The organism is Flavobacterium sp. CS20 (genome assembly GCF_018080005.1).
Taxonomy (GTDB): Bacteria; Bacteroidota; Bacteroidia; order Flavobacteriales; family Flavobacteriaceae; genus Psychroflexus.
The window spans coordinates 2,649,179-2,663,405 of the sequence record NZ_CP073015.1 but is presented as its reverse complement, the minus strand read 5'-3'; the positions used below and the strand labels follow the sequence as shown (position 1 = coordinate 2,663,405).

Genomic DNA, 14,227 nt, shown 5'->3' with positions numbered 1-14,227 from the left:
ATTTGTTGTATGAACTACATTTCAAGTACGGGTCAGTACTTTATAATGATAAGAGATACTTTTAAACGCTTTACCAAAGGAAGTGTTTTAAGAAAATTAATCATTCAAGAAATGAATGATCTCACGGTAAAGTCTCTCGGGATTGTGGTTTTTATTTCATTTTTTATCGGTGCGGTCGTTACTATTCAGACTGCATTAAATCTCAGCAATCCTTTTATTCCAAAATCTTTGATTGGATTTGCGGCTCGGCAATCTATTATTTTAGAGTTTTCCCCAACATTGGTCTCTATCATTATGGCAGGTAAAGTGGGTTCATTTATCACATCAAGTATTGGAACGATGAGAGTTACCGAGCAAATCGACGCTTTAGAAGTTATGGGCATTAACTCTTTAAATTATTTAGTATTTCCCAAAATTGTAGTCATGATGTTTTATCCGTTTGTCATATCGATATCTATGTTTATGGGTATTTTAGGTGCTTATGTTGCTGGAGTATTTGGTGGATTTGTCGAAAGTGATTTATTTTTAACGGGATTACAGGATGATTTTGTAACATTTCACTTAGTTTATGCCTTTATTAAAACAATAATTTTTGCTTTTATTCTTGCCACAGTGCCGTCTTTTCATGGTTACTATATGACTGGTGGTGCTTTAGAAGTAGGTAAAGCCGCAACCACGTCTTTTGTTTGGACAAGTGTTATCATTATTGTTTGTAATTATATCATCACTCAATTATTGTTAAGCTAATGATTAAAGTAGAAAATTTATATAAATCTTTTGATGGTATAGATGTTTTAAAAGACATTAGCACCACATTTGAGAAAGGACAAACCAATCTTATTATCGGGCAATCAGGTGCAGGCAAAACAGTTCTTCTCAAATGTATGCTCGGTTTAATTACTCCAGAAAAAGGTCATATCTACTATGATTCTGATAGTTATGAAGAGCTCACACCATCTGAACGACGCCAATTGCGAAAACAAATCGGTATGGTGTTTCAAGGTGGTGCTTTATTTGATTCTATGACTGTAGAAGAAAACGTGATGTTTCCCTTGCGTATGTTTGCCAAAACTTCCAAATCTGAAATGAGAGATCGAGTTAACGAAGTGTTGAAACGCGTCAATCTCACTAATGCAAACGATAAATTTCCTTCTGAAATCAGTGGCGGTATGAAAAAACGTGTTTCTATTGCTAGAGCTGTTGTTAACCAACCAAACTTTTTGTTTTGCGATGAGCCTAACTCAGGTTTAGACCCAAGAACAGCCACAATTATTGATAATTTAATTCAAGAAATCACACACGAATATGAAATCACGACAGTCATCAACACCCATGATATGAACTCTGTGTTTGAAATAGGCGAAAAAGTTGTGTATATCGAAAATGGCTATCTCGCTTGGGAAGGCAACAAAGATCTGATTTATAAAACCGATAACAAAGCCGTAACCGATTTTGTTTATTCTTCATATTTATTTAGAAAAGTAAGAATTGCTCAGCAAAAGGGGTATTAATTTTCTTCTGTAATCAAACTTGTCGGCTGAATTTCTACATCTACCTTTTTCGCTTTTATTTTGTAAGCTAACCAATTCGATAGTCTGTTTTCAAAGGTGGTCTTGTCTGTTAGTGTCATTTTGTCGTCCCATGTTAACTTGAAAGTAGGCAATGTATCAACAATGTTGTTTTTGGCAATAACCATCTCTGCAAATGATACATCACTAACTTTCTCGTAATTCAATTTTATTTCTTTGACAATATCTGTAAATGGAATGCTTTGCTTTTGGTTTGTTTTGTTTATAGAATCTAATCGCCGAGATAAAAGTTGAATTTGCTTATGACTTGTCAAAAGTTCAAGTGAATCTCTGGTTTTCAATTCTTTCATATATCGAAATTGATTAAAATTATCAGTGTTTTTGTTTTGTAAAATTTTGAGTTTGACGTCTTTTAAATTTTCATAAGATTTCATTTTTGAGTTCCATAAATTGATTACTTCAGCTGGAATTTCTTTTCCCAAAAAAGAGACTTCTATTATTGAATTACCCTCTTCGTGATATTCAATATTTGTTGCATTTTTTTGTAAATAAGCATCTTTGTAAACCATTAATTCTTCGGTTACAAACCTTTTTGCACTTTTTTCAAAATAAGACTGTTTTAGCAAAACGTAGAACAAATAAATACTTGGTAGCATAACCACAATAGCGATAACGGTAGCTAATTGCGAAACGCGTTTCCTTCTTAAAGAATTAGCATATCGCACCAGAGGAAAACGTAAAATTTTTGATACTATAAATGTTGACAAAGCAATAAAAATGGTATTGATAGTAAACAAATACATCGCACCGCCAAATATGCTCATATCCCAAACCGCCAATCCATAACCTGCGGTACAAAGTGGCGGCATCAAGGCAGTAGCAATGGCAACACCAAAAATCACAGAAGCAATAGTTCCTTTTTTGGTTTTAGCGATAATCAGTGCAAGACCACCAAAAATAGCGACCAAAACATCTAAAATTGTAGGTGAAGTTCGGGTCGCTAATTCTGGGGTCAATTCCGTTAATGGTGATACTGAAAAATATGCAAAAGCAGTTAGAATACTTAAAACCACCATAACGCCTAAATTTACGAGCGAGCGTTTCAGTGTATCTAAATCATTTATAGCCACAGAAAATCCAAGACCGACAATTGGTCCCATTAAAGGCGAGATAAGCATTGCACCAATCACCACAGCGGTGCTACTCACATTAAGCCCAACTGAAGCCACGATGATTGAAAAAATCAAGATCCATGCATTATGTCCTCTAAATGGAATATCTTTTAAGATGGCTTCCATAGTAGAATCTCGGTCGGTTTCACTTCTTATATCTAATAAATGTAAGAGGTAAGAACGCAAGCTTCCGTAAGATTCTTTAAAGCTCTTTCTTACTTTTTCTTCGTTTTGGTCTTGAGTTTTGTCTTTATTGTTTTCAGTTTCGTTAGATTCCATGGTTTTAAATAGATTTTAAAGTAAAATCAAAAATTTATATTAACATCTTTTTTTGTGACAAATGCATTAGTAATTTAAGTATTCATTTGTTACTTATAATTTATCACTTCAACACTTCTACTTGTGCATTAGGTTGAAATACATAGTGTTTGCCCGTTGAAAGTTCTCTGCATTTATAACGCTTTCTCAACTTTTCTTCTTTGATAAAGATTTTACCGTTAGGCAGACAAAACTGTGTGCCTTTAGGAATTTCAAAGATATAACTTTTGTCAGAAGGATGATGGTCATAAGCTTTTAAGGCAATAGACAGCCTTGCATCGGTATCGCTACTGGCTCGAGGATTTTTAAAATGATTGGCAATCACAGGCAATAATTGTTTTGGAAATATTTGTGGATTAATCAATGGTAACATTAATTTTTGAAAAGTCAATTTCCATTCTATACCATGTGGTTTGATGTGTTGACCATAGTTGATAAACACTAACAAATGTGCAATTTCGTGAATCAAAGTGATTAAAAATCGATAGGGATTCAAATTAGCATTGATGGTTATTTGATGTCTGCCATCTGGCATTGGTCGGTAATCGCCGTGTTTAGATTGACGTTCATTGACAATCTTGAGATGAACTTTATAAACTTTGAGCAATTCTTCAACCGAAGTTACAGATTTAGCAGGCAAATATGTCTTTAAAACCGATGACATATTTATGGGGTTGAATTAGATACTTGAAGGGTTTTTCCGTTGTAAAACCGCTGTCCTGTTAAAGCAAAATCGGCAATATAACTTGCCATTTCTTTAGCATTAATCGGTGCTTGCATTCCTGGAAAAGCTTCTTCAAACATTTCGGTTTGCACGGCTCCTAAGGCTAGACAATTAAAAGCCATTTCAGTATCTTTGTATTCTTCAGCGAGAATTTCTGCCAAGCAAATTAATGCGACTTTACTGGTGCTGTAAGCGACTAATCCAGGAAATTTTACACTGCCTTGAATGCCACCCATACTGGAAATATTGACGGTATGATTTATTTTTGAAAAAGCGTTTAAAAGCCTTGAAGTCAAATTAAAAACCCCAAAAACATTGGTCTCATAAACCGCTTTTACGTCAGCAATATTTGTTTTTTCAAAAGGCTGATTGAGAAATTGACCAGCATTATGAATTAATATATCAAGTTGAGACGTTTGAGTTTTGATTTTTTTTATTGCATTATCAATAGACAATTCATCGCTAAGATTACAGGATATACTGTGAACATTTTGTAAATTTAGTTCAGCTACGGGTTGTTGATTTCTAGATAAGGCATAAATGTGATGACCTTGATTTGATAAAATTTTGACCAATTCAAATCCAATACCACGACTTGTGCCTGTGATAACAATATGTTTAGACATTATATTGTGATTTTTTGAATGATTTTTGAAAGTTTAGATCATTGTTTTAGTCGCTTCATTTTTTAAATGATAGTTATTTTTTTTAAAGTAAAAGGCAACAATGCATTTGTTAAGATTGAATACAAATTGATGCTATTAACTTTGATTACAAATATAATTTACCAAGTCGTAAAAGTGCTGGATTATAAAAGAATTTCCAGACTATATTAATAAATGTATGAATTAAAAATATGAGTTGGTTTATAAAAAATAGATTATATTTTTATTTTGTGTAAATTTCAGAACTACTATTTACCAAAAATTCATTAAAACCTAAGCTTCAAACTATAAGGTTTGTAAATGTTGTGTTGAAACTCATCCTAGATTATAACATATAAAATGAATGAGATATTTGTTTTTTAGGCTTTCAATGTCATATTTGTCCAATCCAAGAAAAAAAACCTTGCCAAATTACAAGGTTTTTTCAGGAATATATTTCAAAGGTGAGAAGGAATTAAGTCAATAATTCATAGAATAATTGGCTTGTTGTTATTTTCAAAAATGTGAAGACTGATTTTTTTTAACAAGTTTCGGATAGTTGTGAATTTTGAATAAAAAACATATTTTAACATTATAAAGCAAATTTTTAGAATATTTTAGTTAAATTTGTTTAAAACCAATACGTTATGTACCTCAAAAAAACTAGGCAACACCGCAACACCGCAACACCGCAACACCGCAACACCGCAACACCGCAACACCGCAACACCATAGAAACTTACCAACCCAGTACTCGATATGTTTTTTAGTGTTTGTTATGGTCTTTTTATTTAAAGCAAATGCACAGCAAGATCAAACACAAACCCACTATTATTATATTGAGGAAGCAAGTTATGATTTGCTAAAGCCTACGAAAACTATTGAAAGGCAAGACAGCACAGTGACTTTAGAATTTGCGGATGAATACATTACGACTTTTTTTGAGGGTTTTAAAATACATTCTTATGAGAGAATTTTTGGATTTTCAACGGATCCTAAACACCATAAATATTATCTAATAGGATTAGATTCTGATGATAAAACACAACAATTACAAAATATTAATGCCGTGGTATTTGCAGAATATGTGGGTATAAGGGAATATGAAACCTTAGGTACGCCAAGTGACTATTTTGACCATGACACTTTACAACAACATTGGTTTCCGCATCCAGATGGGTATGTGCCAATAAACCAACCTAAAGCTTATGAGCATTTAGAACTCGTCAATGCTAGACGAGCATGGCATATTACACAGGGTAATCCTAATGTAGTTATAGGAATTAAAGATATAAACTTTATTAATAGTCATCCTGACATAGATGATAAGATAGTTGCAACTGTTGGTACTGCAACAGGTAATAATACAAGTCATCACGGTTTAAGTGTAGCTGGTATTGCTGGAGGAGAAACGAATAATAATGGAGTAGGAATTTCTGCAATAGGATACGATCTGAAATTAATAGCAATAACACAATTTGGACATGCTGGTGCAGTACTTTATTTAGCTCAAAACTATCCTGATGTTAAGGTTGTAAATATTAGTTTAGGTTCTACGGGAAACTTTAGCCAGGTAGAAGCTGATATTTTTAAAGATGTATGGAATAATTATGGAGTTACAACTACTGTGGCAGCTGGAAATGGAGTATTCCAATCTGGAACAAATTCCAATAATTATTTTTAGCCTGCTTCCTATGAACATGTTATATCAGTTAGTAGTGTAGGCAGTTATCATAAGTATGGTTTTATAGATAATCAAGGCAAACAGTATGATGTAAGAGATGTTCATGAAGTTGCTTTAGGTCATCCAGATTATACACATCAGCATAATGATAGCATTGATCTTGTTGCTCCTGGATATTCTGTGGCTCGTCTTGTAGGATTTAGCGGGTATAAGTTAGGCTGGGGTACGTCTTATGCATCACCAATGGTTGCAGGTACTGTCGCTTTGATGTATGATGTGTATCCTACAATTCATCCAGATGATGTTTTAAGGATATTACAAGAAACAGCTGATGATAAAATTTATGATATTCCAGAGAATTTCCCTTATGATGGTTTACTAGGTGCAGGCAGGTTAAATGCATACGGTGCAGTACTTAAAGCCCAATGTGAATATAATGGTAATCCCATTGGATTAGATTTGAACATGCAGGACACCAAAGAAGATTATGGCGTTGAGCCATATCCAGAGAATGATCCAATATGGAATAGTCCGGACATATGGGTAAGAAATACTAATGATGGGTTTCTCTATAAAGAAAGTGAAGACTTACATTTTGTAGATAGTAATACACCTGTGTATGTATATGTCAGGGTAACCAATGACAGTTGTCATCCTTCTTCAGGTACAGAACAGTTAGAATTGTATTGGGCTAAAGGTGGTCTTAACCAGACTTGGTCAATTGTGTGGGACGGGTCTTCAAACCCTATGGATGCACCCAACGGCTCAGGTCAACAATTTGACATTGGCAATCAAGTTGGTGTTCAAAGCATACCTGAGATAGAAACTGGAAAATATGAAATATTAGAATTTGAATGGTATCCTCAAAACCCTGAAGCTTATGAAAATGCCGGCTTTGAAAAACCCTGGATGTTTTGCTTTTTAAGTAGGATAGTTACACCAGATGACCCAATGACCTTTCCTGAAGGGCCAAATGCGGCTACCAATACTCGAAATAACAATAATATTGCCTACCATAATGCTACGGTTATAAATGTTAATCAACCCAATAATCAAGGCTCAATTGTCGCTGGTAATATTGGTAATAATTCTACTATAATTTCTGATATTGAATTTTTTACAAATACGCCAAATGATGATAACTTATGGCAAGATGCAGAAGTTAGGGTAGAACTGAATGAAGATTTATGGACTTTATGGCAAGATAGCGGTGCACAGTCAGATTTCATAAGAGTGCTTGATCCAAGTCGAAGACAAATTATGGTGATGTCTAATCATGCCAGTCTTAATGACATAGAAATGGGAGATGATGAATGGGGTATTGCAACAGTTGGCGTTAATTTTTTAATTCATCAAGTTGATGCTCAGGAAGAGTACAATCTACATGTCCAACAATTATACACAGATACTCAAGAATCTCTTGGAGGGTTTAGTTTTACCTTTAATAGAGATAACCAAAGACAGGAATTCGATGCAGAGACCAGAGCACTGAAAATAATGATGGTTCTGAAACCTTTTATGCACAAAACATTAATGAAGGTGCAAAGTATAATTGGTATGACGAAGATGGGGTTTTAGTGTATAGTGGTTCTGACTTTACGGTAAGCAACCTAGTAGCAAAAGAATATAAGTTAGAAGTTATAGCCAATTATGACAGTCACATAGACTATAAAACGGTAGAAACTGAGGACAAAAGGCAAATAGAATATTTGAGTCCAAATCCTGCAACAACAAGTTTGGATATAGGATATAAAATAGCAGAAAATGACAACGCTTATATTATGTTAACACATTCTAATACAGGCTTAAGCTATAATTATGTCATTAATTCAAACAATAGTAACCAATTAATACCCGTAGACCAACTACCTCAAGGCAACTACATTGTCAACCTAGTTGCCAATGGAGAAATTTTAGATACTAAAAACTTAATCATCAATTAAATCGTTGTTATGAAGACTCTATTTTTATCAATTATATTATTAATAAGTATTTCTTTAAAAGCCCAAATAGCTCCATTTACGGACCATGATTGGACAATAGAGAAAATTGAAACCTTTAACGGTACTACCATTTTAGCCGATGTTAACGAAAATGGAGATTATGACAAAATGTATATCTTTTTTGAAGACTTTATTTTTGTAGGCTATACATATATTTTTTCCGAATGTCAAGGTTTTTTTAATTTTAATGATAGTAACCAATCATTTGAAATTCTTTATTTTGGTTGTGCAATTACTCCTAATCCTCCTCATACCATCATAGCGGATCATTTCGTAAACGTTTTTATATTACAAGAAGGTGGAGAAACGCAAACCCCCGAGGGTCCGGTTTACGGTCCTTTTTCTTATGATTTTACATATTCCGGAGGTTTGGTCTATTTACATATTACCAATTTGGCAGGAAGTGTCGCGACTTTTTACGCTAATAACCTTAGTCAGGAAGAATTTTTAAAAGAATCTATATCTATTTACCCCAATCCTGCAAAAGACGTGTTGCATGTAGAAAGTTCAACTATAGCAATAGAGAGTTTAAGAATTTATAATTTAAGTGGAAGATTGGTGTCTGAAAAAGGTAAAATAGAACATCAAATCAATGTGAGTCAATTACAGCAAGGAGTTTATATTTTAGAAATTGAAACAGTCGCTGGGGTTTTAAGGGATAAGTTGGTTAAGAAATAATTTAATCATCAATTAAATCGTTGTTATGAAGACTCTATTTTTATCAATTATATTATTAATAAGTATTTCTTTAAAAGCCCAAATAGCTCCATTTACGGACCATGATTGGACAATAGAAAAAATTGAAACATCTGAAGGTATCACGATTCTAGCTGACCCTTCTCCAAGTGGGTTTTATGATCAATTATTAATTTCTTATGATGGCTTTCTTGAACAATACGTTTTTGATTTTTCAGGTTGCATAGGTGAGTATAATTTTGACAACCAAAATCAACAATTTGAGCATACATTTGGCTGTATCACAACACCTAATCTAACCAATATAGCAGACCACTTCCATAATATCTTTATATTACAAGAAGGCGGAGAAACCACAACCCCTGATGGTTTGGTTTATAGTCCTTTTTCTTATGATTTTACATATTCTGGAGGTTTGGTCTATTTACATATTACCAATTTGGCTGGAAGTGTCGCGACTTTTTACGCTAATAACCTTAGTCAGGAAGAATTTTTAAAAGAATCTATATCTATTTACCCCAATCCTGCAAAAGACGTGTTGCATGTAGAAAGTTCAACTATAGCAATAGAGAGTTTAAGAATTTATAATTTAAGTGGAAGATTGGTGTCTGAAAAAGGTAAAATAGAACATCAAATCAATGTGAGTCAATTACAGCAAGGAGTTTATATTTTAGAAATTGAAACAGCTGTTGGGGTTTTAAGGGATAAGTTGGTTAAGAAATAATTAATGTGATAATGTGTTAATTTTCATGTTTGTATATCAAATGTTTCATTGCAAATACCTTGTCAGTCCTATTTGCCAATGCTGAGATAATAGAAACAGAGAATCTTATCATAAATTAAAAGCAGACATTATGAGAAACGCATATATTTTTATTCTTTTTATTTTGTCTATTTCACTTTCTGCGCAAATATAACCATTTACAGATCATGATTGGACTATAGAACAAATAGTTACTTCAGACAACTCATCCTCAATAGCCTTATTGATAAACTGTGGACATTTTCAAGGTTAAGCTCTGCAACGGGTTGTGAGTTTCTAGATAAGGCATAAATATGATAGCTTTGACCTGCTAAAATCTTTACGAGTTCAAAACCGATGCCACGACTTGTGCCTGTGATGACAATGTGTTTAGACATTAATTATTGAGTTTAATAAGTTTTTCTGAATGATTTGCTATTTTTAAAAGAGGTTCAACCCATAAATTGACTAAGTTTTGAATGTGTTCAGGGTTGAGTAGTTGGGTTTCGTCGTCAACGTGATGATAATATTCGTAATTGGTAAAATCAAATGTAGAAACCGAATGTGCAGGAATTTCAAAACTTTGGTAAAAAGGATAATTGTCGCTTCGTTTAAAAAGCTTATAGTCTTTTGCTTGTGGTAAAAAGATAAGAATTTCTTTGTCAGCATAAGCATTAAAGATTTCAGCAAAGTTTGATTTTTCATAACCTGTGAGATAAGCTTGATGAGGTTTATCTTTCATAGGAATACCAATCATTTCAACATTAAAAATCACATAGGGTTTGATGTCTTCGCTTTTTAGTTTTTCGGCAAAATATTTAGAGCCGAGTAAACCTTGTTCTTCGGCATCAAAAAGCACAAATAAAATAGGGCGTTTGGGTTTGGTATCTTTTAAAGCTTTGGCCAATTGCATAACGGCAACCGTTCCAGATGCATTATCGTTGGCACCGTTGGCAATGCTGTCGCCATCAATAGCCTTTTTGATACCTATATGATCAAAATGTGCACCTATAATGAGCGGTTCATTTTTTAAAAGTGGATCTCTGCCTTTGATATGACCAATGACATTGTAAGTCATGGTTTGTTTTGTGATGTAAAAAGTATCTCTGTAAGTTTCATAATAAGGTTTTATGCCAATTTCTTGAAAGTATTTTGATATGAATGTTGCGGCTTTATCTGAACCTTCTGTGCCAGTTAAGCGACCGTTTAAATCATTAGATGTTAAATACTCAAGTTGTGTGTTAATGTCTTTAATTTCAGAATTTTGTGCTAAAATTTCTAATGAAAATATGATGCACATAACACTTAAAGTATAACTTGATTTTAGCATGACATAAAATTTGAAGTAAAGATATAGGATATATTTGATTTTTCTAAACCACAACGTGTTTTTTACAAGCAAAATTATATGTGAAAATTGTCTTGTTTTTTTATAAATTGAGATTTTATTTACGATAATGTTTTATCATTCTCAAAATTGCGACAGGTATTGTAGCGGTAGCTTCTTGACCAATGAACGCGTTTTAAACGACTTGCACAAAAAGCGACCAACGGAAGCTCTTTTGGGCATTTGTCGTTTTGCGGTCAGTGGTTAAGAACTACAAGTTAAATTACAAAGATTTTGGGAAATCAACGATTAAAACAAACTGTTTAGTCGTCATTGAGGCGGTTTTTTACAAATTCTATTTTGGTTTTGCCGTGGGGTTTGGTTTTGCCGTGGTCGTCTAAACTGACCATGACTATTTTATCGACTTTGACGATGGTTTGCCGTGTCATTTTGTTGCGAACTTCGCATTTTAAGGTGAGTGAAGCCGTGCCAAACTTGACGACTTCAATGCCAATTTCTACAATTTCGCCTTGTTTGGCTGAGCTTACAAAGTCAATTTCTGAAATGTATTTGGTGACGGTTTTGTGATTTTCAAGTTGAATGATAGCATAAAGTGCGGCTTCTTCGTCTATCCATTCTAATAATCGACCGCCAAATAAAGTGCCGTTGGGGTTGAGGTCTTCAGGTTTTATCCATTTTCGGGTATGAAATCTCATAACTTTTTATTTTTATGCAATTTAGTGAAATTTGATTTGAGATAATGTAATTATGAGTTGATTGAAATTATGACATATAAATCTTTCTTATAAAAAAAACCCTGACAGTATCGTCAGGGTTGTATTAATTCTCTGAAATCACTCCCAGTGTTAAAAAAAAAAAAAAACCTGACAATATCGTCAGGGTTGCTTCGATTTTAGTTCAAAAAAAACCCTGACAGCATCGTCAGGGTGCACTAATATACTAAGGCAAAGGCTATCTGAATCGGTCAGCAGATTTTACGAGCTCATCATCCCTTTTGATAGCCTTTTGAGCCAAAACAATAAAAACGATAGAAATGACGGGTATGACTAGCCCAATACCTTTCTCAGAAAAATTAATTTCTCCAGGTAGAATTAGCAACCAATATGTCAAAAAGCCTAAGGCGACAAAGTTCACAAATAAATTAAGTCGACCTATTTTGAGTTGAAACTTTCGTTTTTTGAAAGTAATCAAACTCCATAGCGACAACACAGCAACTAATAAAAAGTAGATAACGTATTCAATTTCAAAGTTTTCAATAAAACTAGCAATTTTGTTGAGCAATTCCCCAAGAGCAAATGCAGAATAGCATTGGCTAAAATTACTAAAAACAAGTACACACTTTGAATGCGTTGAATCATATTTAAATTAATTTGAATGCAAAAATAGAGGATTATTTTTGAAAAATTATAGGGAAAACAAAATAAAGTTGTATAATTGCACTGCAAAGTTGTATGTATCTCATACACAACTTATCATTTTATTTTCAACAAAAATTTTCTTCCTGAATTAAATTGAACAATTTTACAATTGCTAACAACAAACCTATTTTATATACATGTTTGAAATCATAGATTTAAAGTCAAAAAAACTGACTGAATTACAACAAATCTCTAAAGAATTATCTATTCCTAAATTTAGAGGACTCAAAAAACTGGATTTGGTTTACAAGATATTAGACTATCAAGCCACAAATCCACAAGATGTAAAAGCTTATTTGGAAAATCAAAAAAACGGTTCGACATCTGAAACCAAATCTGATAATGGTAACAGGCTGAAAGACAGTCAAAAACATTTGCCTAATCAAAAGTCTAAAACAACTCAATCGAGTAGTTCAAATGCAAGGCGGAATAATAATTCCAGATCAAAACCCACCAACCAGCAGAAGGAATCAAAACCTGAACAGTCACCAAAAAGCAAACAAAACACTCCTTCTGATAATCAAAATAAAGGTCATAAAAGGTCGTCTTCAAGCCCAAGTCAAAATCAGCAAGAGTCTCAAAAACCAACATCAAAAGAGTCTAATCGGAGTAATAGCAAACAAAACCAGCCTAAAACTCCATCTAAAGACCAAACGCAAAATACGGATCAGCCATCGTCAAAACCTTCTCATCCAAATGATAACTCTCAAAACAAAAATAAATACAGACATCCTAATTATGAGTTTGATGCCTTAATTGAGTCTGAAGGAGTTTTGGATATAATGCAAGATGGATATGGATTCTTGAGATCATCAGATTACAATTATTTGTCATCACCTGATGATATTTATCTGTCTCAATCTCAAATTAAACTTTTTGGTCTAAAAACAAGTGATACCGTTCTTGGTGAAATCAGACCGCCAAAAGAAGGTGAAAAGTATTTTCCTTTGATTAAAATAAAAAAGATAAACGGTATTGACCCTAAAGTGGTCAGAGATCGTGTGTCTTTTGAACATTTAACGCCTTTATTTCCACAGGAAAAACTAAATATAGCGGATAGAGATTCTACAATTTCAACTCGGATTATTGATATGTTTTCGCCCATTGGAAAAGGTCAAAGAGGCATGATTGTCTCTCAACCTAAAACGGGTAAAACCATGTTGCTTAAAGATATAGCAAATGCCATTGCGGCCAATCATCCCGAGGTGTATCAAATTGTATTGCTTATCGACGAACGCCCTGAGGAAGTTACCGATATGCAAAGAAATGTAAGAGGCGAAGTTGTAGCTTCAACATTTGATAAAGAAGCACATGAGCATGTTAGAGTTGCCAATATTGTTATTGAAAAAGCCAAAAGATTGGTAGAATGTGCACATGATGTAGTTATTCTTTTAGATTCTATCACGCGTTTGGCTAGAGCTTACAATACGGTTCAACCTGCCAGTGGCAAAGTGTTAAGTGGTGGTGTAGATGCCAATGCATTGCACAAACCTAAACGCTTTTTTGGTGCGACAAGAAACATAGAAAACGGAGGCTCATTATCTATTATTGCCACTGCACTTATTGATACAGGCTCAAAAATGGATGAAGTGATTTTTGAAGAATTTAAAGGCACAGGTAATATGGAATTGCAGTTAGATCGCAAAATTGCAAACCGCAGAATATTTCCAGCTATTGATCTTAATGCTTCAAGCACACGTCGCGATGATATTTTACTCGATGAAAATACCTTACAAAAAATGTGGGTGTTGAGAAAATACCTGAGCGATATGAACCCAATAGAAGCTATGGAGTTTATCAACGAACGCGTCAAACAAACCAAAAGCAACGAAGAGTTTTTGGTGTCGATGAATGGTTAATTTTATCGAACAGTTGATTAATCCAATAAAAAAATCAATATTTTAAACCCTATTGAATCATGTATTTTCGCCATTTTGTGACTTCAGAAT

At 33.6% G+C, this 14,227-nt stretch carries 14 protein-coding genes and 1 pseudogene; 8 read left to right on the top strand and 7 right to left on the bottom strand.

From position 1 onward, the window contains the following. Nucleotides 1-9 precede the first annotated feature (9 nt). Together IGB25_RS12675 and IGB25_RS12670 are read left to right on the top strand one after the other, a co-directional pair. On the top strand, nucleotides 10-747 hold the full coding sequence (locus tag IGB25_RS12675) for an ABC transporter permease (RefSeq protein WP_211065313.1): 738 nt from the start codon (nucleotides 10-12) through the stop codon (nucleotides 745-747). After that, nucleotides 747-1,511, top strand: a complete 765-nt coding sequence (locus IGB25_RS12670; RefSeq protein WP_211065312.1) for an ABC transporter ATP-binding protein — start codon at nucleotides 747-749, stop codon at nucleotides 1,509-1,511. The genes IGB25_RS12675 and IGB25_RS12670 overlap by 1 nt, the downstream gene beginning before the upstream one ends. Here IGB25_RS12670 and IGB25_RS12665 read toward each other — a convergent pair. The 3 genes from IGB25_RS12665 to IGB25_RS12655 all read right to left on the bottom strand — a co-directional run bounded on the left by IGB25_RS12665 (nucleotide 1,508) and on the right by IGB25_RS12655 (nucleotide 4,369). Further along, a complete protein-coding gene (locus IGB25_RS12665) occupies nucleotides 1,508-2,980 on the bottom strand; it encodes a DUF389 domain-containing protein (protein WP_211065311.1) in 1,473 nt (490 codons plus the stop codon). The two genes, IGB25_RS12670 and IGB25_RS12665, sit on opposite strands and share 4 nt — an antisense overlap. A 103-nt stretch (nucleotides 2,981-3,083) precedes the next feature. Next, nucleotides 3,084-3,683, bottom strand: a complete 600-nt coding sequence (locus IGB25_RS12660) for a SprT-like domain-containing protein (RefSeq protein WP_211065310.1) — start codon at nucleotides 3,681-3,683, stop codon at nucleotides 3,084-3,086. Nucleotides 3,684-3,685: 2 nt separating this feature from the next. Then, a complete protein-coding gene (locus IGB25_RS12655; RefSeq protein ID WP_211065309.1) occupies nucleotides 3,686-4,369 on the bottom strand; it encodes an SDR family oxidoreductase in 684 nt (227 codons plus the stop codon). A gap of 665 nt (nucleotides 4,370-5,034) precedes the next feature. On the opposite strand from IGB25_RS12655, the gene IGB25_RS15220 reads away from it, so the two are divergent. From IGB25_RS15220 to IGB25_RS12630, 5 genes and pseudogenes are all read left to right on the top strand, one after another. Then, nucleotides 5,035-5,157, top strand: coding sequence for a hypothetical protein (locus IGB25_RS15220; protein WP_256437226.1), 123 nt, complete (start codon nucleotides 5,035-5,037; stop codon nucleotides 5,155-5,157). An 8-nt stretch (nucleotides 5,158-5,165) separates the two neighbouring features. Beyond that, nucleotides 5,166-7,649 (top strand): annotated as a pseudogene (locus IGB25_RS15035) (S8 family serine peptidase). Next, nucleotides 7,649-8,014, top strand: coding sequence for a hypothetical protein (locus IGB25_RS12640; RefSeq protein ID WP_211065307.1), 366 nt, complete (start codon nucleotides 7,649-7,651; stop codon nucleotides 8,012-8,014). Before IGB25_RS15035 ends, IGB25_RS12640 begins: the two are co-directional and overlap by 1 nt. 9 nt (nucleotides 8,015-8,023) lie before the next feature. Next, nucleotides 8,024-8,752: a T9SS type A sorting domain-containing protein gene (locus tag IGB25_RS12635; protein ID WP_211065306.1), complete on the top strand. Its 729-nt coding sequence runs from the start codon at nucleotides 8,024-8,026 to the stop codon at nucleotides 8,750-8,752. Between the two features lie 25 nt (nucleotides 8,753-8,777). Beyond that, entirely contained in the window at nucleotides 8,778-9,494 is a 717-nt protein-coding gene (locus IGB25_RS12630; protein WP_211065305.1) for a T9SS type A sorting domain-containing protein, read from the top strand. 230 nt (nucleotides 9,495-9,724) lie between these two features. Here IGB25_RS12630 and IGB25_RS12625 read toward each other — a convergent pair whose 3' ends face one another. The 4 genes from IGB25_RS12625 to IGB25_RS12610 all read right to left on the bottom strand — a co-directional run bounded on the left by IGB25_RS12625 (nucleotide 9,725) and on the right by IGB25_RS12610 (nucleotide 12,141). Further along, on the bottom strand, nucleotides 9,725-9,910 hold the full coding sequence (locus tag IGB25_RS12625) for an SDR family NAD(P)-dependent oxidoreductase (RefSeq protein ID WP_211065304.1): 186 nt from the start codon (nucleotides 9,908-9,910) through the stop codon (nucleotides 9,725-9,727). After that, the gene (locus tag IGB25_RS12620; protein ID WP_211065303.1) at nucleotides 9,910-10,842 is read right to left on the bottom strand and encodes a M20/M25/M40 family metallo-hydrolase; all 933 of its coding nucleotides are present in this window, start codon (nucleotides 10,840-10,842) and stop codon (nucleotides 9,910-9,912) included. The genes IGB25_RS12625 and IGB25_RS12620 overlap by 1 nt, the downstream gene beginning before the upstream one ends. 320 nt (nucleotides 10,843-11,162) lie before the next feature. Next, entirely contained in the window at nucleotides 11,163-11,555 is a 393-nt protein-coding gene (locus IGB25_RS12615; protein ID WP_211065302.1) for an acyl-CoA thioesterase, read from the bottom strand. A 256-nt stretch (nucleotides 11,556-11,811) separates the two neighbouring features. Continuing rightward, nucleotides 11,812-12,141 carry a DUF4293 family protein gene (locus IGB25_RS12610; RefSeq protein WP_211065301.1) on the bottom strand — a complete coding sequence of 110 codons (330 nt, stop codon included), beginning with the start codon at nucleotides 12,139-12,141 and terminating at the stop codon, nucleotides 11,812-11,814. A gap of 274 nt (nucleotides 12,142-12,415) precedes the next feature. Here IGB25_RS12610 and rho point away from each other — a divergent pair, with 274 nt between their 5' ends. Then, complete coding sequence (gene rho, locus IGB25_RS12605; protein ID WP_211065300.1) at nucleotides 12,416-14,137, top strand: transcription termination factor Rho; 1,722 nt, start codon at nucleotides 12,416-12,418, stop codon at nucleotides 14,135-14,137. Nucleotides 14,138-14,227 lie beyond the last annotated feature (90 nt).